Source organism: Serratia grimesii, assembly GCF_900186025.1.
In the GTDB taxonomy this organism is placed as follows: Bacteria; Pseudomonadota; Gammaproteobacteria; order Enterobacterales; family Enterobacteriaceae; genus Serratia; species Serratia grimesii.
In genome coordinates this window covers 214,814-240,586 of record NZ_LT883155.1, presented here as the reverse complement: position 1 = coordinate 240,586, position 25,773 = coordinate 214,814, and the positions used below count along the sequence as shown (strand labels likewise).

The window sequence follows — 25,773 nt, the reverse complement described above, 5'->3', positions numbered from 1 at the left end:
ATATGGAGAACAACAGAATGCGGACTCAAGTCAAAGCCCTGCTGACAGGGATTATCCTGGCCACCTCAATGGTCAGCGCCGCACAGGCTGCCGACAAGGTAGTGATCGCCCACCGTGGTGCCAGTGGCTATCTGCCGGAACACACGCTGCCGGCGAAGGCCATGGCCTACGCGCAGGGTGCAGACTTCCTCGAGCAGGATCTGGTGATGACCAAGGACAACGAGCTGGTGGTGTTGCATGACCACTATCTCGATCGCGTCACTGACGTGGCAGAACGTTTCCCAGACCGCGCACGCAAAGACGGTCGCTATTACGCCATCGACTTTACCTTGCCGGAAATTAAGTCGCTGAAGTTTACTGAAGGCTTTGAGATCGAAAACGGCAAAAAAGTACAGGGTTACCCAGGTCGTTTCCCGATGGGCAAATCCGACTTCCGTGTTCATACCTTCCAGGAAGAGATCGAGTTTGTGCAGGGCTTGAACCATTCAACTGGCAAAAACATCGGTATTTACCCGGAAATTAAAGCGCCGTGGTTCCACAAACAGGAAGGCAAGGATATCTCCAGCAAAGTGTTGGCGGTACTGAAGCAGTACGGTTACACCGGCAAGAATGACAACGTTTATCTGCAATGCTTTGATGCCAACGAGCTAAAACGTATTAAAACCGAGTTGGAACCGAAGATGGGTATGGATCTGAAGCTGATCCAACTGATTGCCTATAACAAGTGGCAGGAAACCTATGAGCAAAAGGCCGATGGTAAGTGGGTGGAATACGACTATGACTGGATGTTCAAGCCGGGCGCGATGAAGCAAATTGCTCAGTATGCCGATGGCATCGGACCGGACTACCACATGCTGGTGGTGGCGGAGAAATCCAAGCCAGGTAAGGTGGTATTAACCGACATGGTGAAGGAAGCCCATGCCAATAAACTGGCAGTGCACCCATTCACCATCCGTGCTGATGCGCTACCAAACTACGTCACCGACGTGAATCAACTGTATGACGTGATTTACAACCAAGCAGGCGTTGACGGCGTGTTCACCGACTTCCCTGACAAGGGTGTGCAATTCCTGCAAAAGCAGGGCCAGCACAAGTAGTAAAGCTCAACGTCTCCCAGGTGGCGGATAAAGTCCGTTATTAGAGAGCGTGACGAAGGGGGCGTAGCAACTTTAACTGCCGGAGCGCCCCTCGGTGCGCTAGGCCCGGGTATCTCGAGCTTAATCTCAACGTTGTTCTCGAATTCAGGGCGCCGCAAGGCGCCCTTATCGTTAGAGATACATTTTGCGCAGGTAGTGCGGCACCGCATCGTCTTCGTTGGAGCCAATCACTTCCAGCTCAGGCAACTTGTCTTTCAGGCGCTGATGCGCGTCGCGCATAATGCAGCCTTTACCGGCCATCGACAGCATTTCCAGGTCATTCATACCGTCGCCGAAGGCAATGCACTCTTTCAGCGTATAGCCGATGATCTTGGCCACTTCTTCCAGCGCATGCCCTTTTGACACACCACCGGCCATCACTTCCAGACAGGTTGGGAACGAGAAACTGACGTTAACCCGATCGCCCCAGCGCGCATTGATGGCATCTTCGAGCGGCAACAGCTTTTCATGATCGTCACAGGTGAAGTACACCTTGCACACGCCATCAGTTTCCAGCAAGCCCGGCTCGAACAGTTGGTACTGGAAAACGGACTCACGGAAGAACTCTTCCTGCTCTGGGCTTTCACGGTTAATGAACCAGTCGTCGTTACGGTATACGTTGGTGGTGATATCCGCATCATCATGCAACATACCGTAGAGATCACGGGCAATGTCTTCGGCCAGGTTATGGCTGAAAATCAGCTCACCGTCAGTGTTGTGCACGCGCGCCCCGTTAGAGGTGATCATAAAAGCGCTGATGTCGAGGTTATCGCGGATTTGCGCAACGTCGATGTGGTGACGGCCGGTAGCAAAAACAAAATGCACACCACGCTGGGTCAGCAGCTTCAACGTCTCTTTGGCGTAAGGGGACAGAGTGTGGTCAGGTGATAGCAGCGTGCCATCTAAATCGGAAGCAACGACGTGATACATAGCGGTATGTTCTAACCTCTGATGGAGTGGTCGGCGGTAGAGGCACCACCTAAGTGTTGAGCAAAGAAACGCAGGATTGCGCTCAATGCTTCGGCGCGCATCGCGTCCCGCTCAAACAGGATCTCATGCCGTGCGCCTTCGATAACTCGCGGTTTACCCCCTTCACAGGGATGGCCCGCATCTGACAATGCCTGACAAAAAGCCTGATGGGAACGGTTGTCGACCACCCGTTCCTCCCCAGCCTGTAATAATAATAGCGGCGTGGTTATTTTAGCTGCCTGGGCGATAATTTCCCGCCCAGCCTGTAGGCTTTCCCTCACCCAATGGTAGGTTGGCCCCCCCACTTGTAACTCGGGATAATCGGCGTAATAACGTAAACAGCGCCGATAGCGTTCCCGGCTGTGGGTCAATACGTTAACGACGTAAGGCAGTGGTCGCCACTGACCAGTGCCTATTGCATAGTAGTCGCGCACAACCGGATATTTCTCCGCCCAGTTTAAGATGCGGTTTGCCATCCAACCCGGCATTGGCAAATAAATACCAAACATGGGTGCACAGAACGCAGCTGCGTCAAAACTCTGTGGCTGACGCACCAGAAACTGTGCCAGGATCGCACCGCCCATCGAATGAGCCAACGCAAAACGTTGCCGGTAACCACGTAGTGCCACTTCTTGCTGATAAAATTGCGCGAAATCGTCTACGTAGTCGGCAAAGTTTACCACATGACCCCGGTGCGTATCTGCCAGCAAACGGCCTGAACGGCCTTGCCCACGGTGATCAAGAATCATGACGTCATAGCCGCAATGAAACAGATCGTAAGCAACCTCTGGGTATTTAACGTAACTTTCGATGCGGCCGGGGCTGATCACCACCACCCGCTGGTGACGTGCAGAACTGAAACGCACGAAACGGATGGGCACACCACCAACACCGCTGAACTCCCCCTCTTCACGCAGCCGCCAAAAGTCCAGCAGCGGTCCGGTGGCGAAGGCAGCGAACTGCGTTTCACGCGTTAACCAGTCATCAGTGCTGAGAGTAAACGACGTCATCAAGAGCTTTTCCCTGAGCCGCCAGAGGCAAAAATGTGACTTCTGGCACAAGAAATAATACTAGCGTATTGTGATTCAATTCTTACAAAAACCGAACCATTTTGGCACAAATTGGCGCTTTCAGGGAGCACTACGATGACCTTCGACTGGTGGTTAACCTACCTGCTAACAACCCTTATCCTCAGCCTGTCACCGGGTTCGGGGGCGATAAACACCATGAGCACAGGCATCAGCCACGGTTATCGTGGCGCGGCGGCCTCGATCGCCGGCTTACAGGTTGGGCTGAGTCTGCATATCGTTCTGGTCGGCATTGGCCTGGGCGCGTTGGTGTCACAGTCTCTGGTGGCATTTGAAATGCTGAAATGGTTCGGTGCTGCCTATCTGGTATGGCTCGGTATTCAACAGTGGCGCGCCGCCAGCTCTTTGGATCTGCATACGCTGGCAGGTACGATGCCACGCCGCCGCCTGTTCCGCCGTGCGGTGCTGGTGAATCTGACCAACCCAAAAAGCATTGTGTTTATGGCCGCGCTGTTTCCACAGTTTATTTTGCCCAACCAGCCGCAAGCTGAACAGTACCTGGTGCTGGGTGTCACCACTGTAGTGGTGGATATCATAGTGATGATTGGTTATGCCACGCTGGCTACACGCATTGCCGGTTGGCTGAAGACACCACGCCAGATGCAGTTGTTGAATCGTATTTTCGGTTCACTGTTTATTCTGGTTGCCGGGCTGCTTGCTACGGCCAGAAAGGCATAATGCAAAAGGGCCGAACATGACTGTTCGGCCCTCAAAATCTGTGCAGCAGTGATTAGCGGGTAAAGATCAGGTGTAAACCAAAACCGGTAAACAGCACGCCCGCCAGCCCGTCAATCCACTTAGCCAGTCGCTGGTAGCCACGGCGCATCGCCGGCAGCGCAAACACCACTGCAACCAGGCTAAACCAGACAAACGTCTCAGCGATGATCAGCAAGAACAAGCCCCAGCGAGCGCCGGCACCGACGTCGTCACCCACAAACAGTGAAAACACGCTGCCGAAATAGATAACCGCCTTCGGGTTAGACAAATTCGTCAGAAAGCCACGGATAAAGCTGCGCCCTGGCTTAGGTAAGACCACGTTAACCTCTGGTGAGGGTGCTGACTGGGCATTTTGGGAGCGAGCGGAACGCAGCAACTGCCAACCCATCCAACACAAGTAAATACCACCGCCGACCATGATAATCTGATGCAGCCAGGCCATTTTTTGCAGGATCAGATGCAGGCCCATCAGCGCCACACCCGCCCACACCACGATACCCAGTGAAATGCCCATTACGCCCATCATCGCCTCACGACGTGAGCGACTTGCGGCGGTTTGCGAAACAAAAAAGAAGTCCGGCCCCGGGCTCATCAGCGCAATCAGGTGCACCAGCGCCACGGTCAGAAATAACATCAGCATGATTTATTGCCCTTAATCTTCGTCATTATCGAGGTGATCGCGGATCATCGCCATAAACGGGGCACCAAAACGCTCCAGCTTGCGCTGACCAACACCGTTAACACTCAACAGGTCGCCGGCCTTAATTGGCATCTGTTCTGCCATTTCCAGCAGCGTAGCATCGTTAAACACCACATAAGGCGGGATATTTTCTTCGTCGGCAATCGATTTACGCAGCTTGCGCAGTTTAGCGAACAGTTTGCGATCGTAATTGCCACCGTAAGATTTTTGGTTAGCACTACTGCGGGCCTTAAGACTCTGAATACGCGGCACCGCCAGTTGCAGCTCCAGCTCACCACGCAGTACCGGGCGTGCGGCCTCGGTCAGTTGCAGCGCCGAGTGCATAGCGATGTTCTGAGTGATAAAACCCAGATGGATCAATTGACGCAGTACGCTCGTCCAGTGCTCGGTGGTCTGTTCACGACCGATGCCGTATACCGGCAGCTTTTCATGCCCATATTCACGGATACGCTGGTTATTGGAGCCGCGCAGCACTTCGACAATATACCCCAGCCCGAAACGCTGGCCGACACGATACACACAGGACAACGCCTTGCGTGCATCTTCCAGTCCGTCGTAACGCTTGGGTGGATCCAGGCAGATGTCGCAGTTGCCGCAGTTCTGGTGTTTACCTTCACCAAAATAGTTGAGTAACACCAATCGGCGGCAGGTTTGCGCTTCAGCAAACGCGCCCATGGCGTTCAACTTGTGACGTTCAATATCCAACTGCTGCCCGGCTGGTTTTTCTTCCAGACAGCGACGCAGCCAGGCCATGTCCGCCGGGTCATACAACAAAATGGCTTCAGCCGGCAGGCCATCACGCCCGGCGCGACCGGTTTCCTGATAATAAGATTCGATATTGCGCGGAATATCAAAGTGAACCACGAAACGTACGTTAGGTTTGTTGATGCCCATGCCGAAGGCAACGGTCGCCACCACCACCTGCAAATCGTCACGCTGAAACGCTTCCTGCACCTGTGCACGACGGTCATTGTCCAGCCCCGCGTGGTAGGCTCCCACGCTTAGGCCACGGCTTTGCAGACGTGCGGTGGTGTCTTCAACCTTGGCGCGGCTGTTGCAGTAAATAATACCGCTCTTACCCCGTTGGTCCTGCACAAAGCGCCACAGCTGATCGAGCGGTTTGAACTTCTCTACCAGCGTGTAACGGATGTTCGGCCGGTCAAAGCTGCTAACCTGGACGAGCGGATCCTGTAGCGCCAACAGGCGCACAATGTCACCACGCGTCGACTCATCAGCGGTCGCGGTCAGGGCAATCACCGGCATATCCGGGAAGCGTTGCTTCAGCAGCCCCAGCGCGCGGTATTCTGGACGGAAATCGTGGCCCCACTGAGAAATACAGTGCGCTTCATCCACCGCCAACAGGGCCGGTGGATAGCCCCCGAGCTGATCGAGAAAACTGTCCATCATCAGTCGTTCAGGGGCGATATACAGCATTTTGATCTGGCCATTGCGACAACCCGCCATCACTTCAAGCTGTTGCTCGCGTGTCTGAGTCGAGTTATAGCAAGCGGCAGAGACGCCATAAGCCAGCAGTTGATCAACCTGATCTTTCATCAATGAGATCAACGGGGAAACCACCAATGTCAGGCCGTCCATCACCAGCGCCGGGATTTGATAGCACAACGATTTACCGCCACCGGTCGGCATAACTACCAGGCAATCCTGCCCGCCGATCGCCGTGTTGATAATCGTTTGTTGACCCGGTCGGAATTGTTGGTAGCCGAAGGTATCGCGTAATACCTGCTCTGCCAGCAACTCTTTGTTTATCACTGCTGCGGTTGACACACACTTCCCCATTTTTTGCTGCGTAGCGACGCCTGTATGACGGCCGGATTACATAATATCGTTAAGCATGACACCAACGCCAACCCGTGTCTGCCGGAAGTTGTAATCAATCAAGGATTCGCCGTAACCACTGAACACCTGAGTGTAGAAACGCACGTGCTTGCTGATCGGGTAGCTCCAGCCCAATTCTGCACCGCCGTAGCCGCTGTTCCAGTTGTAGTGACTATCAACACTGAACACGCTGTCGCCCCAGGCATAACCGACTTTCAGGCGGTAGTAACCCATATATTTGGTGATATCCGGGTTATCGTCGCTGCTGTCGCTTTCCGAGAAACGGAACCAGGGTTTGAGATCAACCTGCCAGTTGCCATTTTGCGCCATAAAACGCGCATAACCTCGGTTCCAACTGCGAGATGTGGGATCTGATCGGCCGTTGGACTGGTGGTTAAGGCCCACTTCAACGTCGCGCAGTGTCCAACCGGCAAAGCTGTAATCCGTCGCCCAACCCAAGAACACCTGTGGTTCATAGTTGGTCTCACGGAACGGCGATGACTCACTGTGGTTGGAAAGCTGCCACCAGGAGCGCTGAGTATAAGACGCCCCCAGTACAGAATTGTCGCCGGCAATGCCTCGCCACAGCGGGAACGCCAGACTGAGCTGGTATTTCACTTCATCCTTGCGTGCATTTTCGGCCCAGTTATAGGACTTGATGGCTTCTTTGTTGATATTGCTGGTATCGGTGTACAACACGTAGTTGGTGTCATACGGGTACAACGTAAATGGATTGTCGTGATCCTGCAGCATGTTGGCAATAATACTGCCGCGCACCGCCGGTTTATCATGAATTTGCTGCTCTTTGGCTTCTTCCGCCTGAACCAGCAGCGGCACTGCCAGTGTGGCCAAAACGATCCCTGACAAAATGCGCATAACGTTCCTCACCCCAACAAAAAATGACAAACTCTGAAATAAAAACAGGCCATTTTACACACAAAGGCTGTTTTACAGCAGTGTGACGTGTATTTATTGGATTAGTCTGGAAAGCAACAAAATATAGGCATAATATCAACAAACAGTTAACCTGGACTGACCAGTTAACGTCCCCCTACTACACAGAACAAGAATGGGTATTTATGTCTACCACACCACTGACGCTCGAAGCCGCACGCCAGAAAATTGGCGAAATCTTTGTTTATCACATGCCGTTTAACCGTGAGCTGGGCCTTGAGCTCCGCCGCTTTGACGACGACTACGTGGAGCTGAGTTTCACCAACCAACCCAAGTTGGTAGGTAACGCCGCCCAGAAGATCCTGCACGGTGGCGTAATCGCCTCGGTACTCGACGTCGCCGCAGGGTTGGCATGCGCCGGCAGTGTGCTGATGCGCCTGGATCCACTACTCGAAGAAGAAGTCGCTACTCGCCTGTCACGCATGGGAACTATCGATCTGCGCGTTGACTATCTGCGCCCAGGCCGGGGTGAGCACTTCGTGGCTGCGGCTAGCGTCTTGCGCAGCGGCAACAAAGTTGCGGTCGCCCGCGTTGAACTGCATAACCACGATGGCCTGCATATCGCCAGCGCTACCGCCACCTACCTGGTCGGGTGATTGTATGCGGTGAGCGTCTTGAGTACACTCACCGCACCTCCGTTTTACCCATCTGAGTATCGTCATGGACGCACAGCAAACGCGGCAGGGCATTTTCTTTGCTCTGGCTGCCTATTTTATTTGGGGCATTGCTCCGGCCTATTTCAAACTGATTCAACAGGTCCCCGCCGATGAGATCCTGACTCACCGGGTGATTTGGTCATTCTTCTTTATGCTGGCGCTGATCTCGCTGGGTCGTAACTGGCCACAGGTGCGGGCCGCCTGCCACAACCGTAAACGACTGCTACTGCTGGCGGTAACCGCACTGCTAATCGGTGGCAACTGGCTGCTGTTTATCTGGGCGGTGAATAACCACCATATGCTGGAAGCCAGCCTGGGGTATTTCATTAATCCGTTGGTGAATGTTCTGCTGGGGATGTTATTCCTGGGGGAGCGTTTCCGCCGTATGCAGTGGCTGGCGGTAGCATTGGCGTTCGCCGGCGTGCTGATTCAGCTATGGCAATTCGGCTCTTTGCCGATTATTGGTCTGGGACTGGCGTTCAGCTTCGCTTTCTACGGCCTGCTGCGCAAGAAAATTGCCATCGACGCGCAGACCGGTATGCTGATTGAAACCCTGTGGCTACTGCCCGTAGCAGCAGCGTATCTGTTCCTGTTTGCCGACAGCCCGACCAGTCACCTGAGCGTTAACCCTTGGTCGTTAAACCTGCTGCTGGTGGCCGCCGGGATTGTCACCACCGTGCCGCTGCTGTTCTTTACTGCCGCAGCGACCCGTCTGCGCCTGTCGACACTTGGCTTTTTCCAGTACCTCGGCCCCACGCTGATGTTCCTGCTGGCCGTCACTTTTTACGGTGAAACCGTCGGTCAGGACAAACTGGTGACCTTCGGCTTTATCTGGGCGGCGTTGCTGTTGTTTATTCTCGACGCGCTTTACACCCAACGCAAACTACGCTGATACCAAAGCTAGGTTGATGCTGGCGCGGCGCGGTTGGAAATAAACCGCGCCATCGCCGGCCCCGTCAGCAAAATCGTGAACAGCCGCAGTGTCTGCATCGCCATCACAAAAGACATGTCTACCCGGCTGCCGGCGGCAATGATCGCCACGGTATCCAACCCGCCAGGGCTGGTTGCCAGATAGGCCGTCATCAGATCCACCGGCAAGAAATGCGTCAGCATCCATGCCAGTAGGCCGCAAAACAGCATCAGCGCGACGATCGACACAACCATCTGCGGCAAGGTACGCAGCGCCAACAAAAATATCGGTCGGGTGAAACGTAGCCCAACGCTCCAGCCAATCAGGGTGTAGGCTAACGCCAGTAGCCATTCCGGCACCTGCAAAGCCATCGCACCGCTGGAATGCAGCGCTGCACCGATGATCATCGGCAGCAGCAATGCGCCAGAGGGAATACGCAGTCGGGGCCCTAACCACGCGCCTATAATGGCCACACCCAGCGTCGCCAGAAAGCGCCAATCCAGCGACGGGAACCATTCCAATGCTGCGCTACCGTGGCCCGCTTCATCCCCCAAGCCAATACGTGCCACGATCGCTGCCGCCGTCGCGACAAACAGCACCCGCAAGTACTGCATGAATGCCACCAGCCGAACATCTGCGCCAAAATCTCCGGCCATTGCCACCATCGCCGACGCGCCACCGGGCGATGAACCCCAGGCCCCCGTTGGCCCTGGCAAACTGCTAAAGCGCACCAGACACCAGCCGGAGATACCACTCGCCAGCAATGTCGCGATCAGTACCAACAGCACCAGAGGCCAATCATCAAGTAATGGCGTGAGAATCGCAGGGGAAAGGCTTTGCGCGATCATGCAGCCCAATACCGCCTGGGCAGCGATAAAAAGGGCACTGTGAATACGCACTGTGGCGCCCAATAGCCCCATTGCCACACCGACAATCATCGGCCCCAGCAACAGCGCAGCGGGAATATGAAAGGTTTGCAGGCCAAACCCCAACACCAGCGAAGCCAGCAGCAGGATTGACCATTGAATCAAGCGGGGGAACGTCTCCATCAAAACGCACACCTTACGGACAGATAAGCTGAGGGAGCATTCTACCCCTATTTAGCAGGCTAAGGGTTGGGGACGGCAGAAATATCGGGCGAACTGTTTCGCCCGTCAGGTTAAAGCCAGTTTTTGCGCTTGAAGTACAGATAGGGGGCCAACCCCGCCAGGATCATCAGGCTGATAGCCCCAGGGTAACCGAACGACCACTTCAGCTCCGGCATAAACTCAAAGTTCATCCCGTAGCTTGAGGCCACCAGCGTTGGCGGCAGGAATACCACCGACACCACCGAGAAGATCTTGATGATGCGGTTCTGCTCGATATTGATAAAGCCCATCGCCGCCTGCATCAGGAAGTTAACTTTCTGGAACAGCGATTCGTTGTGCGGCAGCAGGGATTCGATGTCGCGTAGCACTTCACGCGCTTGTTCCAATTGACCGGTCGGCAGCCGCGCTTTACGCACCAGGAAGTTCAGCGCGCGCTGGGTATCCATCAGGCACAACCGCACTTTCCAGCCGATATCTTCCAGTTCTGCCAGCGTTGACAGCGCTTCGTCGTATTCGTCGCCCTGATGGCCTTCCATGATCACTCGGCTGAGTTTTTCCAGATCGCTGTAGACGTTTTCGATCTCGTCGGCCAACTGCTCAATCTTGGTTTCGAACAGATCCAGCAATAGCTCATAGGCATTGCCATCGACCATCGTCAGGTTACGTGCACGCATGCGATACAGGCGAAATGCCGGCAGTTCGCGTTCACGCAGGGTATACAAACGGCCATCACGAATTGTGAAGGCTACCGTGGAGTTACCGGCATGATCTTCCGCATCTTCAAAATAGAAGAAGGAGTGAATATGCAGACCGTCTTCGTCTTCGAAGAAACGCGCGGAGGCTTCGATATCATCCAGCTCCGGGCGTGTCGCCAGGCTTTGACCCAGCTCGCTTTGAACGCGCTCACGCTCGCCTTCTTCCGGCTCAACCAGATCAACCCACAGTGACGTGGTCAGATCATCGGAGTCATCCAACTCCAGACGGGACAGGCGGCTGTTATCTAATTTAAACGCGCTTAGCATGTGCCAAAACTCCCTTAGGGTGACAGGGGTAAACAACGCGTGGAAGCACAGAAACAGAGGGGTGTTGCATCACCAGCTTGTTTCAGACCATGAAGGATCTGACTCGTAGCGACACTTAAGAGGTCGCCGACAACCACGAAGGCTATCAGCTCAATGGGATAGCCTTAGAAGTTGTACCTGTTGTTGTCCAGGTCAGTGAGCCAGTATCTACTGGGTGTGTCCAAGGCGTATGTCCTCATTGATAATAGTGCGCGCATGTTACGCCGAGAAGAAAAAGTCTGTCAACACGTTAGGCACGATAATTGCGCAACAATTCATCGCTATGACGAATAGGGTAAAATCGGCTTAATCCGTGGTAAAGGGTAACGAAAAAGTCGCGGCGATCTCTGACCACGCCCAATAATGTTGCTAAGATTAGGCCACGATAAGCTTGCGGACTTTACCGATGAAACAAATTACTGCCCACGACCTGACCAGCATGAGTGAACAGGCCGCTACAGTGGCACGCCTGCGCGCGCACCGTACGTTACACGACGAGTTGAGCGACCCGGTGCAGCGACTGGCGATTGCCATGGAACCCGGCACCTATATCCGCCCACACCGTCATCCGCAAACCTGGGAACTGTTAACCCCGCTGCGCGGCCGCTTTGTAGTACTGCAGTTTAACGAAGATGGCGTTGTTACCCAACGCACCCTGCTCGGTGAAGAAACCAAAGTGCTGGAAATGCCGGCTTATACCTGGCATGCCGTACTGTCGGTTGATCCCGGTGGTGTGGTGTTTGAAGTGAAACAAGGGCCTTATCAACCACTGTCTGAAGAAGACTGCATGCAGTGGGCACCGCAAGAAGGGGCCGAAGGTACCGAAGCGGTGATGCGTTGGTATGCTACCGCGCAAGTTGGCGATCACTATACCCGTTCTGTTTGATGTGACTATAGGGGCGATAATTCGCCCCTGTTACCACCGGCCTTACACCGTTTCCAGACGGGCGTAAGCGGCCACCAGCCACTTAATCCCTTCGCCCGGGAAAGCAATCTGCAGCCGACTGTGTTCGCCGCTGCCTTCCAGATTGACGATAGTCCCTTCACCAAACTTGGGGTGACGCACTCGCTGGCCCAGTTTGTAACCAGTGTCGTTTTCGCTAATCGGCGTGCCCATGCGGCGGTGACTCACCGGCCGCGACACACTGGCGCGCAAACGCACTTCTTCCACACACTCTTCCGGCAGTTCACCGATAAAACGTGAAGGGCGGTGATAAACCTCTTTGCCGTATAAACGACGCGTTTCGGCATAGGTCAGCGTCAATTTCTGCATGGCTCGCGTCAAACCAACGTAGGCCAGACGGCGCTCTTCTTCCAACCTGCCGCCTTCGTCAAGCGACATTTGGCTTGGGAACATCCCCTCTTCCATACCGACGATAAACACCAGCGGAAACTCCAGCCCCTTGGCCGAGTGCAGGGTCATCAACTGCACCGCATCCTGATAAGCATCGGCCTGCCCTTCACCCGCTTCGAGAGCTGCATGTGACAGAAACGCCTGTAGCGGCATCAGATCCTGATCTTCATCCTGATAGCTGTACTGGCGCGTTGCCGTCACCAGTTCCTCAAGGTTTTCGATACGTGCCTGACCTTTTTCGCCCTTCTCCTGCTCATACATAATGAACAGCCCCGAATCGCGGATCACCCGATCGGTTTGAACGTGCAGTGGCATATCGGCGGTTTCGTGCGCCAGTGAATCTACCAGCTCGGTAAAGCGTTGCAGCGCAGATGCCGCGCGCCCGGCAAGCACTTTGTCCTGCAACAGGGCACGGGTAGCCTGCCACAACGTCAGTTGGCGATCGCGCGCTGTACGACGTACTTCGTCCAGCGTCCGGTCGCCAATGCCACGCGTTGGGGTATTTACCACACGTTCAAACGCCGCATCATCATTACGATTGGCGATCAATCGCAGGTAAGCCAGTGCGTCCTTGATCTCCTGACGTTCGAAGAAGCGTTGCCCGCCGTAAATGCGGTACGGCATGGCCGTTTGCAATAGCGCCTCTTCCAGTACGCGTGATTGGGCATTGCTACGGTAAAGAATGGCACAGTCATTCAGTGCACCGCCGTTCTCCTGCCAAGCCTTGATGCGGCCAACCACAAAACGCGACTCATCGAGTTCGTTGAAGGCACAATAGATTGAGATAGGTTCGCCATCCCCACCTTCGGTCCACAGGTTCTTACCCATGCGCCCGCCGTTGTTGGCGATAAGAGTATTGGCTGCCTTCAAGATATTACTGGTCGAACGGTAGTTTTGCTCCAGAAGGACGCTTTGCGCACCGGGGAAATCCTTCAGGAAACGTTGGATGTTCTCCACCTGAGCACCACGCCATCCGTAGATGGACTGATCGTCATCACCCACGATCATCACGTTGCTGTTGTTGCCGGCCAGCAGGCGGATCCAGGCGTACTGAATGCTGTTGGTATCCTGAAACTCGTCCACCAGCACGTTGGTGAAACGTTCACGGTAATGATTGAGGATATGCGGCTTGTTCAGCCACAGCTCATGGGCACGCAACAACAGTTCGGCAAAATCCACCAGCCCGGCACGGTCACAGGCTTCCTGATAGGCCTGGTAGATACGCAGCCAGGTCGCTTCCACCGGGTTGTTATAGGTTTCCACGTGCTGCGGGCGTAGGCCCTCATCTTTTTTGCCGTTGATGTACCACATCGCCTGACGCGGCGGCCATTGCTTTTCGTCGATATTCAGCGCCTTGACGATGCGCTTGAGCAGACGTAACTGGTCGTCGCTGTCGAGAATTTGAAAATCCTGCGGCAGGTTGGCGTCTAAATGATGAGCGCGCAGCAGCCGATGAGCCAAGCCGTGGAAGGTGCCAATCCACATGCCGCCCTGGCTGGTGCCAATCAGGTGTTCGATACGGTGGCGCATTTCCGCCGCCGCCTTGTTGGTGAAGGTCACCGCCATAATGGAATACGGTGAGCAGTTCTCTACCGACAGCAACCAGGCGATGCGATGCACCAGCACCCGGGTTTTACCGCTGCCCGCGCCGGCCAGTACCAACAGGTTGCCACGTGGCGCCGCCACGGCTTCGCGTTGTTTTTCATTCAGGCTATCGAGCAGATCGGAAACGTCCATAGGCACCATTAATTGGTAAGGGAACGCGCGTCAGAGACGCGATTCCACTGGGAATTTATACAGAGTTCTGGCAGGGATTATAACAATGCTGTCAGCGATGCCAACTGCGAAATCTCAATATGTGGCAGCAGACGGCTATCGGCGGCCTGCATCAGGCTGCGTTGGCGGTCGTTGATCCAACAGGCTTGTAGGCCAGAACGTAACGCCCCAGCGACGTCAGTGGTCAAGTCGTCACCGACGTGGAGAATATGTTGAGGAGCAATCCCTAACCGCTCGGCGGCCAGTTGATACATGTCCTGATAGGGCTTGGCGCGGCCATCCGGCCCTGAGCGCAATACAAACTGGAAGTAACTATCCAGCCCGCACAGGGCCGGATCGGCATTACCATTGGTAATCGCCACCAGCGGAAAACGTTCACCCAGGGCTTTCAACGTCGCATGGGTCGCTTCAGGTACATCAATACGACTACGCCACAGCGCAAAGTTCTGCATTGCCGCGTCCGCGCCGTCGGCGGCTTCAGTATCACGCAGCCCCTGACGGCTCAGCGCCAAATGGATCGCTCGCCAACGCCATTGGGTAACATCGTGATAAATTTCCGGGTCCTGTTCACGCAGCTCCTGACGCAGGCGGTGAAAATCCGCCGACTGGAAGTGGTTCAACCCAGGATGATAGTTCTGCAAAAAAGCCACCGACTGCAGCTCGGTCTGTTTGATCACCGGACGGTTGTCGTACAGCGTGTCGTCCAGATCAAAGGTCAACGCCGCCAACGGTCGCAGCGGACGATAAAAATGCATCAGGATTTCCCCCGTTTGGCGCGTGGATGCGCAGCATCGTACACGTTCGCCAGATGTTGAAAGTCGAGGTGGGTGTAGATTTGAGTCGTGGTCAGGTTGGCGTGACCGAGCAGTTCTTGCACCGCTCGTAGATCGCCGCTCGACTCCAGCATATGGGTGGCAAACGAGTGGCGCAGCTTGTGCGGATGGATATGGCTATTAACGCCCTGCTTGACGCCCCACTCGGCAAAACGCTTTTGCACGTTGCGGGTCGAGATACGCTTGCCCTGATTGGACAAGAACATGGCATCGTCCGACGGCCCAAACAGATCGCGCATCGCCAACCAGTGTTCAAGCCAGGTCACAGCGGTGCGGCCTACCGGCAGCTTGCGTTCCTTGCTGCCTTTACCCAGTACCCAGATTTCACCGGCACCCAGATCGACATGGCGGCAGTCCAGTCCAACCAGTTCCGAAAGACGCAGCCCAGCACCGTACATCACCTCAAGCATGGCGCGATCACGCACCGCCAGCGGATCGTTAAGATCGATATCCAGCAACTGATTCATTTCATCGACGTCGATGTTCTTCGGCAGATGACGGCCGCTACGTGGCGTTCGGATCCCTTTGGCGGGGTTGGCAATCAGCATACCCTGGCTGACCTGCCAGTCGAGAAAACTGCGCAACGCCGACAGGCGCAGTGCGAGGCTGGAAGACTGTAACCCGGCCCGTTTACTGCGCGCTGCCAGCATCCGGACTTTGGCAGCATCCAGTGCTGGCCATTCCGTCACACCCATCTCTTGCGTCAAGACCATCAGCGCCTGCAGTTGGCGCGAATAACTTAACTGTGTCAATGGACTGAGCTGGCGTTCCACCTTCAGATAACGCAAGAAAGCGTCCACCGGCTGCTGCAGGCTGGCCGCCAGCGGGATCATGCGCGTTCGATCCAGCGTTCCAGCAGTTCAGGCAACATACGCGCCAGCTGATTAAGCATCACCGTACCCATGCCCTGCTGATAGTGTTGTGTATCACGGCTACTGAAAATCACCATGCCCAGCTCACCATCGTCACCCAACATCGACAGCGCAACCGAACCGACCAACTTGGCCTGTGGCAGTAACAGCAACAGTTCGGGACCGTTCAGGCTCCCAAGGAAATGTTGTTGATCACCCAAACGCTGAATACGCAGCGGCTCAAACGACGAACGCGTCAGCCCAAGGTGTGTAAAGTCGGAAGGGGCACCAATTTTCCAGCTTTCGGAAAACAGACGAATATTGGCGCCCGCCAAACCGAAACCACGCGCCCAGCGTTGCAGACGATTGAGCATATCCTGCAAGCTACTGGCGGTCGCCAGATTGGCCTGCAAATGCAACAGGCTGGCAAACAACGTTTCGTTAGCGCTGGCCTGCTCCATCAGCAGCGTGATTTCTTCTTCCAACCGGTTGATATGATTACGCTGGCGGGCCAGGTGCCACTCGACCAACGACACAGTGCCGCGAACGGGATGGGGAACGCGCATCTGTTCCACCAAACGCGCATTGCGGATAAAGAAGTCTGGGTTTTGCAGTAAAAACTGCATTACGGCGTCATCGTCAAGCTCAATGCCTGCGACAGCCTGGTCCTCAACGCTTTTCATAGATGAATAAATCCGTCATATACATGGGTTGCCGGACCGGTCATAAACAGCGGGCTGCCCGGTCCTTTCCAGCGAATATGCAGACTGCCACCCGGCAGCTCTACATGCACCTCTTCTGACAGCAATTCTTGTTGAATCCCTACCGCCACAGCAGCACAAGCGCCGCTACCGCAAGCTTGCGTTTCGCCAGCGCCACGCTCATAGACACGCAGCTTAATGTGCTCACGGCTGACAATTTGCATAAAACCAATATTGGCCCGTTCCGGGAAACGCTCATGCCCTTCCAGTACCGGTCCAAGCAACTCCACCTTGGCGGTTTTTACATCATCCACCTGTAAAACACAATGCGGATTGCCCATCGACACCACGCCGCATAACACTGTATGTTCGGCCGCACGCATGATGTACGTCTTTTCTTCTTTAGTCGCACGAAAGGGCACCGACTGAGGATCAAAGTTCGGCTCACCCATATTCACACACACCAAATCGTCATCGGTGACGCTCAGCACCATACGCCCAGTCTGGGTACTCACGCGAATATCGCGCTTGTTAGTCAGCCCTTTCAACCGCACAAAGCGGGCGAAACAGCGAGCACCGTTACCACACTGTGCCACTTCGCTGCCGTCAGCGTTAAAAATGCGGTAGTGAAAATCCAGTTCAGGATCGTAAGGCGGTTCTACCACCAGCAGCTGGTCAAAGCCAACGCCCAAGTGCCGATCGGCCAAACGGCGGATCAGCTCGGGTGAAAAATAGACATTCTGTGTAACGGCATCGACCACCATAAAGTCGTTGCCCAGACCGTGCATTTTGGAGAACTGCATATCATACTCCGCTATCCGTCTTGAGTTTGCGATGGCCCACGCCGCCGCAAACAAGATGTTACTGGTCGCTCATCGACGGTTTTGCTGAGACCCAGAAAGCTCCTGCTGATTTTTCTGTACTTGATCGCCAGTCTGAACCTGAGGTTTCTTGCTGGCCGGATCGGCTGGAGGGAAGTACAGCGGGCCTTTCAGACCGCAGCCAGAGAGCCCGGCAAACAGAACTGCCATCAGCGCATAGCGTAGTTGTTTTTTCATTTGCATTAATGCCTGTAATTCATGCGTCCAAGGTCTCTATAATCGCAGGTGGATCATGAAAAGCAATAGGAATTGAATATGAACGACAGTGAGTTTCACCAGTTGGCTGACCAACTGATGCTTAATATTGAAGAGACACTGGACGATTTTGACGGCGATGCGGACATCGATTACGAAACTAACGGCGGTGTCATGACGTTAAGCTTCGAAAATGGCACCAAAATTGTGATCAATCGCCAGGAACCTCTGCATCAGGTTTGGCTGGCGACCAAAACGGGCGGCTACCACTTTAACTACCGTGACGGTGTGTGGGTCTGCGATCGCAGCGGCCACGCCTTCTATCCATTGCTGAGTGAAGCGGCCAGCGCACAGGCCGGCGAAGATGTGACATTTGCTTGAGTATGCGGGCGTTCACAAGGGCTCAGTACTCTGAGCCCTTGTGAGATCAATGCAGTTGGAACTGCTGCTTCAGCGGCAGAGTTGCACCATCGGTCAGGGGAACGCACAGGCTCGACAATACATTGCTGCGGAACGGAATGACCTGAGTGCGACCATCGAGCTGCACGATCTGATAAAACTGTGGCAGGTTGAAGTTGATAAAGCTGGAACCATACGTGAAGCGGTCATGTGAGGAAGAGTAGAAACGGCTGACATCGCGCACCAGCTCCTCTTTACTGCCTTCACAATGGTGGTACACCTCAACCCGGTTAGACTCATCCAGAATATAGATGTTAAAGCCTTTATCGTCTGACGTGTCTTCAAAGAAGAACTGAATGATCCCTTCACTCGCAAAGCCATCCACGACAGGGGGCAGATGCACCTGATCGGTTTCTACTTTGATCGACAAGCCGTGCAATTTGTTATTCGAAATAGCGCCGTAGAATTCCACCGCATTTTCCAACTTCTGCACCGACACGCTCAGGCGCTCGAAGAACAGGCCCCAGGTCTGTCCGGCAACGCGAACTGCTTTAAAGCGGCCCGGTTCCAGTCGGGTACTGGACAAGCGCAGTTCAATGCACTCTGACACCAGCTGCTGAATACGGGTACGGATAAGGCCGCGCAAGTGCTGGCTGTAGCAGAACACCTCTACCGACTCCGGTGGGGCAGCGTCCTGATGCATTTTGCCAAGAATGGTCTTCAAGGCTTCCAACACCGATTGCTCACCGCTGAAATGCAGTGTACGCACCTCGTTCCAGGAGTTGCGGTACAGCAGATCGATACTGCCCACCAAACACTGTTGTTGCTGACCAAAACTGAACACATCGAGCTTGCGGAAATCGAAATGTACGACCTGATTACGGAAGGCCGCAGTCGGATCGTTTTCCAGATTGACGATAATCGCCAAATGGCGAATTTCACATGGGCTGTACAGCGCTTTTGGCGTCGGTGCCGCCAGGCGCAGCGGGAAGTGGTGCGATACATCGGCCACCAACTCCTGCAATTTGGCGGTGTCACACAGGTTGCCGCTCTTGATATGCAAACGGGTCTTCGGCGTCAGCAGGCCGTTGAAATAAGCCCAAGCCACCAGCTTGTTCAGGTAACGGTTATATTCCAGCGGTTGATGGCTGACAATCGAGTCCATGGCCGGTGCCTGGTTGTACAGGTACCAGCCGGTGCGGTTGGCGCGGCCAATCGGCACATGAATGAAGGTCAAATCCTCTTCTGACAGGTCCGGCGAGATCTGCGGGTTCACCAACGTCACCTTACCAGGCAGCGCTTCAAACGCAGCGTAAAGCTTGCGGGTCAGCACACCGATATCCTGCGGGCTGGCACTGACACTGAGGTTATTACGACGGGCGAAGCGGATCAGGTTGCGGTAGCTCTGCATCATCGCATCCAACAACTCATTGTGTGCTTCACGCACCCGTTCAATTTTCCAGTTCGCGCGGTTATCCAACATCGCCAGGCGCTCTTCGTCCCAACCCCATTCTCTGACCAATTGGCTGAGGATCTCACGACGCCAGCCTACGCATGCGTTGGCACGCGACAATTTTTCACAGACTTTGAGGTAGAAACAGCGGCGGACCAGATCGAGGCGGGTAGTGTCGTTGATTTCGGTCAGATAATGGGTGACGCGTTCAAGCATCATACAGTAGGCGTCGAGACCGAAGCAGACGATCTCGCCCTGGTGCAGTCGTTGCTTGATATCCATCGCCAACAACTGCGTATTCGGGTATTCCCAGGAATAGGCTTCCAGCAACAGGGTTTTCAGTACCGCTTTGTAAGGCGAGTCGATACTTTTATACAGTTGCCACAGGCTGGCACCAAAGTATTCCTCTGCCGACAACGTACTCAGGCCGCCGAGATCCAGCCATTCGTTCGGTGTTAACGCACCTTGTGAGTACAGCGACAGCACATACTCATCGTAATGGGCTTCTTCTTCACCTGGCACCATATTCCATAAAATGCGTTTGCCGGCCAGACGTACCGCGGTGCGGTAAAACTCGTCCAACAGCAGAATATGTTGAGTGGAACCACAGTCTTCACCGCCCAGACTACCGCTTTCGTTATGGCGGAAGCGGTTTTCGTCGATCAGGAAGAAGCTAACCTCAACCCCCATCGACGCTGCCCATTTTTCCAACAGGCTGCATTTCTGTTGCAGGCGATTACGTTCTTCGTTGTCCAGCCAAGACTGGTGGCACACCCAGATGTCGAGATCCGAGCTGCAACTCTGGCCGATCGACGAAGTACTGCCCATGGAGTAAACCCCAGTAATCGGCAGTTCACCGCTGGCCAGCTTATCAAACGGGCTGCCCCATTTGTCTTCTAAATCGTTGAGATATTCTTGCTGGGTTTCATCAGGCGTGTAGAGGCAAACGCCATGGGGAACGTTACCGTTCAGATAACCTGGCATCAGTGGGTGGTGGTGGTGCAATAAGGTAGGCAGCAGACTGTATACCCGTTGAAACGCGGGCTTCATGGCCGCTAGGGCGCGATCGATTCGTAATTGATTGATCGCATCCAGTCTCTGCTTCAGTGTCTCGATGTAGAGGTACAAGACGTCTCGCCTGATTATCCCGGTGTTTAGAAAAAAACCCGTATTCCATAAGCGCCGTTAGTGTTGGAAGAATATTTGGCAACTTATTGCTGGAAACGTGATCAATTTAACACCTTGCTGATTGACCGTAAAGGAAGTAACGCTTCACTATTATTGTAGCGCCACTCTAAACGATTTACCCGCAGTGTTAACTGCCCCAAAATACATCACACGTCCCGTTGATTCCGTTGTCCTTTATCCGCCTATGGCTTCTTGCACTGACAGTTTTCACACTCAGTGGTAGGATGAACGGCGAATTATAAAAACGGTAACAAGCATGTTAGACAAAATTATTCGAATTGCCACCCGCCAAAGCCCACTTGCTCTCTGGCAAGCACATTATGTGCAGCAGCGCCTGATGGCCAGCCACCCAGGCCTACAGGTCGAACTGGTGCCGATGGTTACGCGGGGCGACATTATTCTGGATACACCACTGGCGAAAGTCGGTGGTAAAGGGCTGTTTGTTAAGGAACTTGAATTGGCGCTATTGGATGGCCGTGCGGATATCGCCGTCCATTCGATGAAAGACGTCCCGGTAGATTTCCCCGATGGTCTGGGTTTGGTGACCATTTGTGAGCGTGACGATCCGCGCGACGCATTTGTTTCCAACCGTTTCGACTCGCTCGATCAACTGCCGCACGGCAGCATAGTCGGCACATCCAGCCTACGCCGTCAGTGCCAATTGCGTGAGCGTCGCCCGGATCTGATCGTGCGTGATCTGCGCGGTAACGTCGGAACACGCTTGGCAAAACTGGATAATGGCGATTACGACGCCATTATCCTGGCCGTCGCGGGGTTGAATCGCCTGGGGTTGGAACAACGTATCCGCAGCCCGCTGAGCCCTGAAGAGTGCCTGCCGGCTGTCGGCCAAGGCGCTGTCGGCATTGAATGCCGACTCGACGATGAAACCACCCGTGCGTTACTGGCACCACTCAATCATACGGCAACCGAAATCCGTGTACGCGCAGAACGCGCAATGAATACCCGTTTGGAAGGCGGTTGCCAGGTCCCAATCGGCAGCTATGCCGAGCTGAATGGCGATAGCCTATGGTTGCGTGCACTGGTCGGCTCCCCAGATGGTAGCCAGATGGTACGCGGCGAGCGTCGCGGTCCCGCAGCATTGGCAGAACAAATGGGTGTTGAACTGGCAGAAGAGTTGCTGGCGCAGGGCGCACGTGAAATTCTGCAGGTTGTTTATCAGGGAAATCCCCCGGCATGACAATATTGGTAACCCGCCCTTCTCCTTCAGGAGAGCAATTAGTGAGCCGATTGCGTGCACTCGGCCGGGTTGCCTACCATGCTCCGTTGATCGATTTCGCGCCGGGGAGTGATCTACCCAAGCTACCGCTGGCGCTGCAGCAACTTAATGATGGCGACCTGGTATTTATCCTGTCGCAACATTCAGTGAGCTACGCCAACTCGGTGATGGGCCGCGTCGGGCTGACATGGCCCGCCAGACTGACCTATTATGCTATCGGCCGTACTACCGCGCTGGCGATGCACCGGATCACCAGCCTACCGGTGGAATACCCGCGTGAGCAGGAGATCAGCGAAACCTTGTTGCTGCTACCTGCCTTACAGAAACTCGACGGCAAACAGGCGCTGATCTTACGCGGCAACGGCGGACGCGAGCTGCTCGGCAATACCTTGAGCGAGCGCGGCGCTGCCGTCAGCTATTATGAATGTTATCAACGCAGCCCAGTGCATTATGATGGTAGTGAACAAAGCGCCCACTGGCAGCGTGCCGGTGTTGATACACTGGTCGTCACCAGCGGTGAAATGTTACAACAGCTCTATACTTTAGTTCCTGATTACTACCGTTCTTCGTGGTTATTGCGTTGCCGCCTGGTAGTCGTAAGTGAACGCCTGGCTACCCTCGCCCAGGAATTGGGCTGGAGCACAATTCGGGTAGCTGATAATGCCGATAATGACGCGCTGATCCGCGCGCTACAACAAACCTGACTATGGGATGTGCCACTATGACGGAACAAAATACCCCATCCGCCCCGGTTGAAGAGCCAACCACCGCGGTTGAGAGCCCCCAGCAGCCAGACGCTGACAAGCGTAAAGGTAAAAATACCGGCCCGGTATTAGGCGCAATTGCCATCGTGCTGGTTATAGCATTGGGTGCTGGCGGCTATTACCACACACATCGACAAGCACAGCAGCTCATTGCAGCCAATCAAACCTTACAGCAGCAGCTTGAAGCACTGAAACAGAGCCAACAGCAAGAAAGAGGCGCGCTGGAAGGCCTGCTGCAGCAACAGGGTAAAACGCTCGATGCTGCCGACCGTGAGCAAGCGACCCTGGCACGCCAACTTAATGAACTGCAAGAAAAAGTCGCCATCATTTCCGGCAGCGACGCCAAAACCTGGTTGCTGGCGCAGGCCGACTTTTTGGTGAAAATGGCCGGGCGTAAACTGTGGAGCGATCAGGACGTCACAACTGCCGCAGCCTTGCTGAAAAGTGCCGACGCCAGCCTGGCAGACATGAACGACCCAAGCCTACTCGAGGTTCGTCGCGCCATCACTGAAGATATCAGCACGCTATCTACCCTTACCCAGGTGGATTTCGATGGCATCATTCTCAAAACCAATCAACTCTCCAATCAGGTTGATAATCTACGCCTGGCGGATAACAACAGCGACGAAGCGCCAATGGACCAAGACAGCACCGAGCTGTCCAGTTCTATCGGTGAATGGCGGCAAAACCTGGCGAAAAGCTGGCATAACTTTATGGCCGACTTTATTACCGTTCGCCGCCGTGATAGCAGTGCTGAGCCTTTGCTGGCCCCAAATCAGGACATTTACCTGCGCGAAAATATTCGCTCACGCCTGTTAGTTGCCGCCCAGGCAATCCCACGCCATCAAAACGAAGTGTATAAGCAGTCGCTGGAAACTATCTCTACGTGGGTACGCGCCTACTTCGACACTACCGACCCGGCCACGAAAGCCTTCCTCGAAGAGTTAGACGCACTGAGTCAGCAGTCGATCACGATGGACGTGCCGGACCATCTGAAAAGCCAGCCACTGCTGGAAAAACTGATGCAGACCCGGGTGCGTAATCTGATGACCCAGTCCCCTGCAGCCCACCAGGAGGGATAAGCCATGTTACGCGTGCTATTTCTGTTCCTGGTGTTAATTGCCAGTGTGGTGGTCGGGCCGATGTTGGCCGGCCATCAGGGCTATGTGCTGATTCAGACCGATAACTACAACATTGAAACCAGTGTCACCGGTCTGGTGATCATGGGCGTTTTGTTGTTTGTGGTACTGCTGGTGATCGAATGGATCCTACGCCGCATCTTCCGTACGGGGGCCCGTACCCGCGGCTGGTTTATCGGCCGTAAACGCACCCGTGCGCGCAAGCAAACCAAGGCCGCATTGATCAAACTGGCAGAAGGTGATTACAAGCAAGTTGAGAAGCTGCTGACGCGTAATGCAGATCATGCCGAGCAGCCGGTCGTAAACTACCTCTTGGCCGCCGAGGCAGCACAGCAACGCGGCGATGACTTCCGCACCAACCAATATCTGGAACGCGCCGCCGAGGCCGCCGATACCGATCAGTTGCCGGTAGACATCACTCGCGTACGCATTCAATTGGCGCAAGGTGAAAACCATGCAGCACGTCATGGTGTCGATCGCCTGTTAAACCAAGCGCCACGCCACCCAGAAGTGTTAAGGCTGGCGGAAATGGCTTATCTGCGTACCGGTGCCTTTGCCTCGTTGCTTGAGATCTTGCCATCGATGAGCAAGATCAATCTGCATACCGAAGCTGAACTGCAAGCTTTGCAGCAACAGGCTTATATTGGCCTGATGAATCAGGCAATGGCAGATGAAGGCAGCGATGGTCTGAAGCGTTGGTGGAAAGATCAAAGCCGCAAAACCCGCCATGAAGTTCCGTTGCAAATTGCGATGGTAGAACATCTGATCGAATGCAATGACCACGAATTAGCACAAGAAATCGTGCTCGATAGCCTGAAACGTCAGTACGATGAGCGACTGGTGCTGTTGATCCCACGTTTGAAGTCGGGGAATCCGCAACAGCTGGAGAAAGCATTACGTCAGCAAGTGAAACAGCATGGTGCTACACCGTTGTTGAACAGCACTCTGGGGCAGTTGTTGATGAAGCACGGTGAATGGCAACAGGCCGCCGATGCATTCCGGGAAGCGTTGAAACAACGTCCAGATGCCTACGATTATGCCTGGCTGGCGGATGTACTGGATAAGCTGCACCGTTCAGATGAAGCAGCTCAGATGCGACGTGAAGGTTTGATGTTGACTCTGAAGCAGAACGGCGACGCATAACGGTATTATCGAGTGACCAAAGCGCGGCATGATTGCCGCGTTAGGTTGCTGACAAAGAAGGAAAAAGCGTGGTTTTTCCTACTTTGTGGTGATCAGCCGAAAATCAATAAATTGATTTTCCTGATTTTTATTTATCGGCATCTACTCGCTCTGGGCAGGAATGAGGTTTGTCATCAGTCTGGCGCGGCATGATTGCCGCGTTTTTTTTCGCCTGTCGCTTATATTTAGGCAAAAAAAAACACTTGCCGCGGTGGCAAGTGTATAAAAAAGCAATCAGGTCTAGGACAACAGGGGCGGTGCCTCACTCAACGTTATGCCCGGAGTGTGATGTCATGGCTGTAAGCACGCTGACATCGTTCTGGTGGGCAATAGGCACCCTAAATCGGCTCTGCGTCATTCCCAGGGTTTATGAAGCCTAAGGCGAACATAAGAAGTGGAATGAGCATCTACACAGTAGATATTGCACTTGCCGTGCCAGCTTTTTTAAAAGAGCACCCATTTTTATAAAAATTTATTTATCATATTGAATTAAAACAAATTTAATCATTTTAGTATGTATCGTGTTTTCCGCCGCTTACCATGCTCTCCATCCCCCAACATCAGAAGATATGTCGCCTTATAACGACGACTTAAGCCAAAGTGATTTTTATTAATAAAAATCAATCAATTACATGTCTCATCCTGACGACAATGCACCATGCCGGTGTCGTGGAAAACCAACACATTAGCCACACTGAGACGGAA

General features: G+C 54.2%; 24 protein-coding genes. 10 read left to right on the top strand and 14 right to left on the bottom strand.

Annotation, left to right across the window (positions count from 1 at the left end):
• Positions 1 to 17: 17 nt before the first annotated feature.
• On the top strand, positions 18 to 1,097 hold the full coding sequence (gene glpQ / locus SGBXF1_RS01060; RefSeq protein WP_037426291.1) for a glycerophosphodiester phosphodiesterase: 1,080 nt from the start codon (positions 18 to 20) through the stop codon (positions 1,095 to 1,097).
• 171 nt (positions 1,098 to 1,268) lie between these two features.
• Here the strand turns inward: glpQ and yigL are convergent, their stop codons facing one another.
• Both yigL and pldB read right to left on the bottom strand, forming a co-directional pair.
• Positions 1,269 to 2,066: a sugar/pyridoxal phosphate phosphatase YigL gene (yigL, locus tag SGBXF1_RS01055; RefSeq protein ID WP_037426288.1), complete on the bottom strand. Its 798-nt coding sequence runs from the start codon at positions 2,064 to 2,066 to the stop codon at positions 1,269 to 1,271.
• Between the two features lie 11 nt (positions 2,067 to 2,077).
• On the bottom strand, positions 2,078 to 3,115 hold the full coding sequence (gene pldB, locus SGBXF1_RS01050) for a lysophospholipase L2 (RefSeq protein WP_186427699.1): 1,038 nt from the start codon (positions 3,113 to 3,115) through the stop codon (positions 2,078 to 2,080).
• Between the two features lie 135 nt (positions 3,116 to 3,250).
• On the opposite strand from pldB, the gene rhtB reads away from it, so the two are divergent.
• Positions 3,251 to 3,871 carry a homoserine/homoserine lactone efflux protein gene (gene rhtB / locus SGBXF1_RS01045; RefSeq protein WP_186427698.1) on the top strand — a complete coding sequence of 207 codons (621 nt, stop codon included), beginning with the start codon at positions 3,251 to 3,253 and terminating at the stop codon, positions 3,869 to 3,871.
• Positions 3,872 to 3,923: 52 nt separating this feature from the next.
• Here the strand turns inward: rhtB and rhtC are convergent, their stop codons facing one another.
• From rhtC to pldA, 3 genes are read right to left on the bottom strand one after another with little or no spacing between them, the layout of a single operon-like run.
• Positions 3,924 to 4,550, bottom strand: a complete 627-nt coding sequence (gene rhtC / locus SGBXF1_RS01040) for a threonine export protein RhtC (RefSeq protein ID WP_061808151.1) — start codon at positions 4,548 to 4,550, stop codon at positions 3,924 to 3,926.
• A 12-nt stretch (positions 4,551 to 4,562) separates the two neighbouring features.
• The gene (gene recQ, locus SGBXF1_RS01035) at positions 4,563 to 6,395 is read right to left on the bottom strand and encodes an ATP-dependent DNA helicase RecQ (protein WP_037426275.1); all 1,833 of its coding nucleotides are present in this window, start codon (positions 6,393 to 6,395) and stop codon (positions 4,563 to 4,565) included.
• A 48-nt stretch (positions 6,396 to 6,443) separates the two neighbouring features.
• The gene (pldA, locus tag SGBXF1_RS01030; RefSeq protein ID WP_037426271.1) at positions 6,444 to 7,322 is read right to left on the bottom strand and encodes a phospholipase A; all 879 of its coding nucleotides are present in this window, start codon (positions 7,320 to 7,322) and stop codon (positions 6,444 to 6,446) included.
• Positions 7,323 to 7,525: 203 nt separating this feature from the next.
• Here pldA and SGBXF1_RS01025 point away from each other — a divergent pair, with 203 nt between their 5' ends.
• Together SGBXF1_RS01025 and rarD are read left to right on the top strand one after the other, a co-directional pair.
• Positions 7,526 to 7,996, top strand: a complete 471-nt coding sequence (locus tag SGBXF1_RS01025) for a thioesterase family protein (RefSeq protein WP_037426267.1) — start codon at positions 7,526 to 7,528, stop codon at positions 7,994 to 7,996.
• A gap of 64 nt (positions 7,997 to 8,060) precedes the next feature.
• On the top strand, positions 8,061 to 8,948 hold the full coding sequence (rarD, locus tag SGBXF1_RS01020; RefSeq protein WP_037426264.1) for an EamA family transporter RarD: 888 nt from the start codon (positions 8,061 to 8,063) through the stop codon (positions 8,946 to 8,948).
• Positions 8,949 to 8,956: 8 nt separating this feature from the next.
• Here the strand turns inward: rarD and SGBXF1_RS01015 are convergent, their stop codons facing one another.
• Together SGBXF1_RS01015 and corA are read right to left on the bottom strand one after the other, a co-directional pair.
• The gene (locus SGBXF1_RS01015) at positions 8,957 to 10,015 is read right to left on the bottom strand and encodes an AbrB family transcriptional regulator (protein WP_186427697.1); all 1,059 of its coding nucleotides are present in this window, start codon (positions 10,013 to 10,015) and stop codon (positions 8,957 to 8,959) included.
• Between the two features lie 110 nt (positions 10,016 to 10,125).
• Entirely contained in the window at positions 10,126 to 11,076 is a 951-nt protein-coding gene (corA, locus tag SGBXF1_RS01010) for a magnesium/cobalt transporter CorA (protein ID WP_037426848.1), read from the bottom strand.
• A gap of 445 nt (positions 11,077 to 11,521) precedes the next feature.
• Here corA and SGBXF1_RS01005 point away from each other — a divergent pair, with 445 nt between their 5' ends.
• Positions 11,522 to 12,001 carry a WbuC family cupin fold metalloprotein gene (locus SGBXF1_RS01005; protein ID WP_037426845.1) on the top strand — a complete coding sequence of 160 codons (480 nt, stop codon included), beginning with the start codon at positions 11,522 to 11,524 and terminating at the stop codon, positions 11,999 to 12,001.
• Positions 12,002 to 12,043: 42 nt separating this feature from the next.
• Here SGBXF1_RS01005 and uvrD read toward each other — a convergent pair whose 3' ends face one another.
• The 6 genes from uvrD to lptM all read right to left on the bottom strand — a co-directional run bounded on the left by uvrD (position 12,044) and on the right by lptM (position 17,688).
• The gene (gene uvrD / locus SGBXF1_RS01000) at positions 12,044 to 14,206 is read right to left on the bottom strand and encodes a DNA helicase II (protein WP_186427696.1); all 2,163 of its coding nucleotides are present in this window, start codon (positions 14,204 to 14,206) and stop codon (positions 12,044 to 12,046) included.
• Between the two features lie 77 nt (positions 14,207 to 14,283).
• Positions 14,284 to 15,000: a 5-amino-6-(5-phospho-D-ribitylamino)uracil phosphatase YigB gene (gene yigB / locus SGBXF1_RS00995; RefSeq protein WP_037426841.1), complete on the bottom strand. Its 717-nt coding sequence runs from the start codon at positions 14,998 to 15,000 to the stop codon at positions 14,284 to 14,286.
• Positions 15,000 to 15,911: a tyrosine recombinase XerC gene (gene xerC, locus SGBXF1_RS00990; protein WP_061808155.1), complete on the bottom strand. Its 912-nt coding sequence runs from the start codon at positions 15,909 to 15,911 to the stop codon at positions 15,000 to 15,002. Before xerC ends, yigB begins: the two co-directional genes overlap by 1 nt.
• Complete coding sequence (locus SGBXF1_RS00985; RefSeq protein WP_037426835.1) at positions 15,908 to 16,612, bottom strand: DUF484 domain-containing protein; 705 nt, start codon at positions 16,610 to 16,612, stop codon at positions 15,908 to 15,910. Before SGBXF1_RS00985 ends, xerC begins: the two co-directional genes overlap by 4 nt.
• Positions 16,609 to 17,433 carry a diaminopimelate epimerase gene (gene dapF, locus SGBXF1_RS00980; RefSeq protein ID WP_037426832.1) on the bottom strand — a complete coding sequence of 275 codons (825 nt, stop codon included), beginning with the start codon at positions 17,431 to 17,433 and terminating at the stop codon, positions 16,609 to 16,611. The genes SGBXF1_RS00985 and dapF overlap by 4 nt, the downstream gene beginning before the upstream one ends.
• Before the next feature lie 69 nt (positions 17,434 to 17,502).
• Complete coding sequence (lptM, locus tag SGBXF1_RS00975; protein ID WP_238320997.1) at positions 17,503 to 17,688, bottom strand: LPS translocon maturation chaperone LptM; 186 nt, start codon at positions 17,686 to 17,688, stop codon at positions 17,503 to 17,505.
• A gap of 78 nt (positions 17,689 to 17,766) precedes the next feature.
• On the opposite strand from lptM, the gene cyaY reads away from it, so the two are divergent.
• Positions 17,767 to 18,087, top strand: coding sequence for an iron donor protein CyaY (gene cyaY, locus SGBXF1_RS00970; protein ID WP_037426825.1), 321 nt, complete (start codon positions 17,767 to 17,769; stop codon positions 18,085 to 18,087).
• A 46-nt stretch (positions 18,088 to 18,133) separates the two neighbouring features.
• On the opposite strand, the gene SGBXF1_RS00965 is transcribed toward cyaY, so the two are convergent.
• Complete coding sequence (locus SGBXF1_RS00965) at positions 18,134 to 20,686, bottom strand: class I adenylate cyclase (protein ID WP_061808156.1); 2,553 nt, start codon at positions 20,684 to 20,686, stop codon at positions 18,134 to 18,136.
• A gap of 316 nt (positions 20,687 to 21,002) precedes the next feature.
• Between SGBXF1_RS00965 and hemC the strand changes: the two genes are divergently transcribed.
• The 4 genes from hemC to hemY are packed head-to-tail and all read left to right on the top strand — an operon-like array spanning position 21,003 to position 25,029.
• Positions 21,003 to 21,944 carry a hydroxymethylbilane synthase gene (gene hemC, locus SGBXF1_RS00960; RefSeq protein ID WP_186427694.1) on the top strand — a complete coding sequence of 314 codons (942 nt, stop codon included), beginning with the start codon at positions 21,003 to 21,005 and terminating at the stop codon, positions 21,942 to 21,944.
• Positions 21,941 to 22,687, top strand: coding sequence for a uroporphyrinogen-III synthase (gene hemD, locus SGBXF1_RS00955; protein WP_061808157.1), 747 nt, complete (start codon positions 21,941 to 21,943; stop codon positions 22,685 to 22,687). The genes hemC and hemD overlap by 4 nt, the downstream gene beginning before the upstream one ends.
• Positions 22,688 to 22,704: 17 nt before the next feature.
• Complete coding sequence (hemX, locus tag SGBXF1_RS00950; protein WP_037422776.1) at positions 22,705 to 23,829, top strand: uroporphyrinogen-III C-methyltransferase; 1,125 nt, start codon at positions 22,705 to 22,707, stop codon at positions 23,827 to 23,829.
• A gap of 3 nt (positions 23,830 to 23,832) precedes the next feature.
• Complete coding sequence (gene hemY / locus SGBXF1_RS00945) at positions 23,833 to 25,029, top strand: protoheme IX biogenesis protein HemY (protein ID WP_037422779.1); 1,197 nt, start codon at positions 23,833 to 23,835, stop codon at positions 25,027 to 25,029.
• Positions 25,030 to 25,773 lie beyond the last annotated feature (744 nt).

What these genes read in the sequence shown, in the direction of transcription:
- hemC (WP_186427694.1), top strand. Translation starts at nt 21,003, where the DNA reads ATGTTAGACAAAATTATTCGAATTGCCACCCGCCAAAGCCCACTTGCT.
- rhtC (WP_061808151.1), bottom strand. Translation starts at nt 4,550, where the DNA reads ATGCTGATGTTATTTCTGACCGTGGCGCTGGTGCACCTGATTGCGCTG.
- uvrD (WP_186427696.1), bottom strand. Translation starts at nt 14,206, where the DNA reads ATGGACGTTTCCGATCTGCTCGATAGCCTGAATGAAAAACAACGCGAA.
- corA (WP_037426848.1), bottom strand. Translation starts at nt 11,076, where the DNA reads ATGCTAAGCGCGTTTAAATTAGATAACAGCCGCCTGTCCCGTCTGGAG.
- SGBXF1_RS00985 (WP_037426835.1), bottom strand. Translation starts at nt 16,612, where the DNA reads ATGAAAAGCGTTGAGGACCAGGCTGTCGCAGGCATTGAGCTTGACGAT.
- pldB (WP_186427699.1), bottom strand. Translation starts at nt 3,115, where the DNA reads ATGACGTCGTTTACTCTCAGCACTGATGACTGGTTAACGCGTGAAACG.
- glpQ (WP_037426291.1), top strand. Translation starts at nt 18, where the DNA reads ATGCGGACTCAAGTCAAAGCCCTGCTGACAGGGATTATCCTGGCCACC.
- SGBXF1_RS01025 (WP_037426267.1), top strand. Translation starts at nt 7,526, where the DNA reads ATGTCTACCACACCACTGACGCTCGAAGCCGCACGCCAGAAAATTGGC.
- SGBXF1_RS01015 (WP_186427697.1), bottom strand. Translation starts at nt 10,015, where the DNA reads ATGGAGACGTTCCCCCGCTTGATTCAATGGTCAATCCTGCTGCTGGCT.
- rarD (WP_037426264.1), top strand. Translation starts at nt 8,061, where the DNA reads ATGGACGCACAGCAAACGCGGCAGGGCATTTTCTTTGCTCTGGCTGCC.
- pldA (WP_037426271.1), bottom strand. Translation starts at nt 7,322, where the DNA reads ATGCGCATTTTGTCAGGGATCGTTTTGGCCACACTGGCAGTGCCGCTG.
- SGBXF1_RS01005 (WP_037426845.1), top strand. Translation starts at nt 11,522, where the DNA reads ATGAAACAAATTACTGCCCACGACCTGACCAGCATGAGTGAACAGGCC.
- hemX (WP_037422776.1), top strand. Translation starts at nt 22,705, where the DNA reads ATGACGGAACAAAATACCCCATCCGCCCCGGTTGAAGAGCCAACCACC.
- hemD (WP_061808157.1), top strand. Translation starts at nt 21,941, where the DNA reads ATGACAATATTGGTAACCCGCCCTTCTCCTTCAGGAGAGCAATTAGTG.
- xerC (WP_061808155.1), bottom strand. Translation starts at nt 15,911, where the DNA reads ATGATCCCGCTGGCGGCCAGCCTGCAGCAGCCGGTGGACGCTTTCTTG.
- cyaY (WP_037426825.1), top strand. Translation starts at nt 17,767, where the DNA reads ATGAACGACAGTGAGTTTCACCAGTTGGCTGACCAACTGATGCTTAAT.
- yigL (WP_037426288.1), bottom strand. Translation starts at nt 2,066, where the DNA reads ATGTATCACGTCGTTGCTTCCGATTTAGATGGCACGCTGCTATCACCT.
- lptM (WP_238320997.1), bottom strand. Translation starts at nt 17,688, where the DNA reads ATGAAAAAACAACTACGCTATGCGCTGATGGCAGTTCTGTTTGCCGGG.
- hemY (WP_037422779.1), top strand. Translation starts at nt 23,833, where the DNA reads ATGTTACGCGTGCTATTTCTGTTCCTGGTGTTAATTGCCAGTGTGGTG.
- dapF (WP_037426832.1), bottom strand. Translation starts at nt 17,433, where the DNA reads ATGCAGTTCTCCAAAATGCACGGTCTGGGCAACGACTTTATGGTGGTC.
- rhtB (WP_186427698.1), top strand. Translation starts at nt 3,251, where the DNA reads ATGACCTTCGACTGGTGGTTAACCTACCTGCTAACAACCCTTATCCTC.
- yigB (WP_037426841.1), bottom strand. Translation starts at nt 15,000, where the DNA reads ATGCATTTTTATCGTCCGCTGCGACCGTTGGCGGCGTTGACCTTTGAT.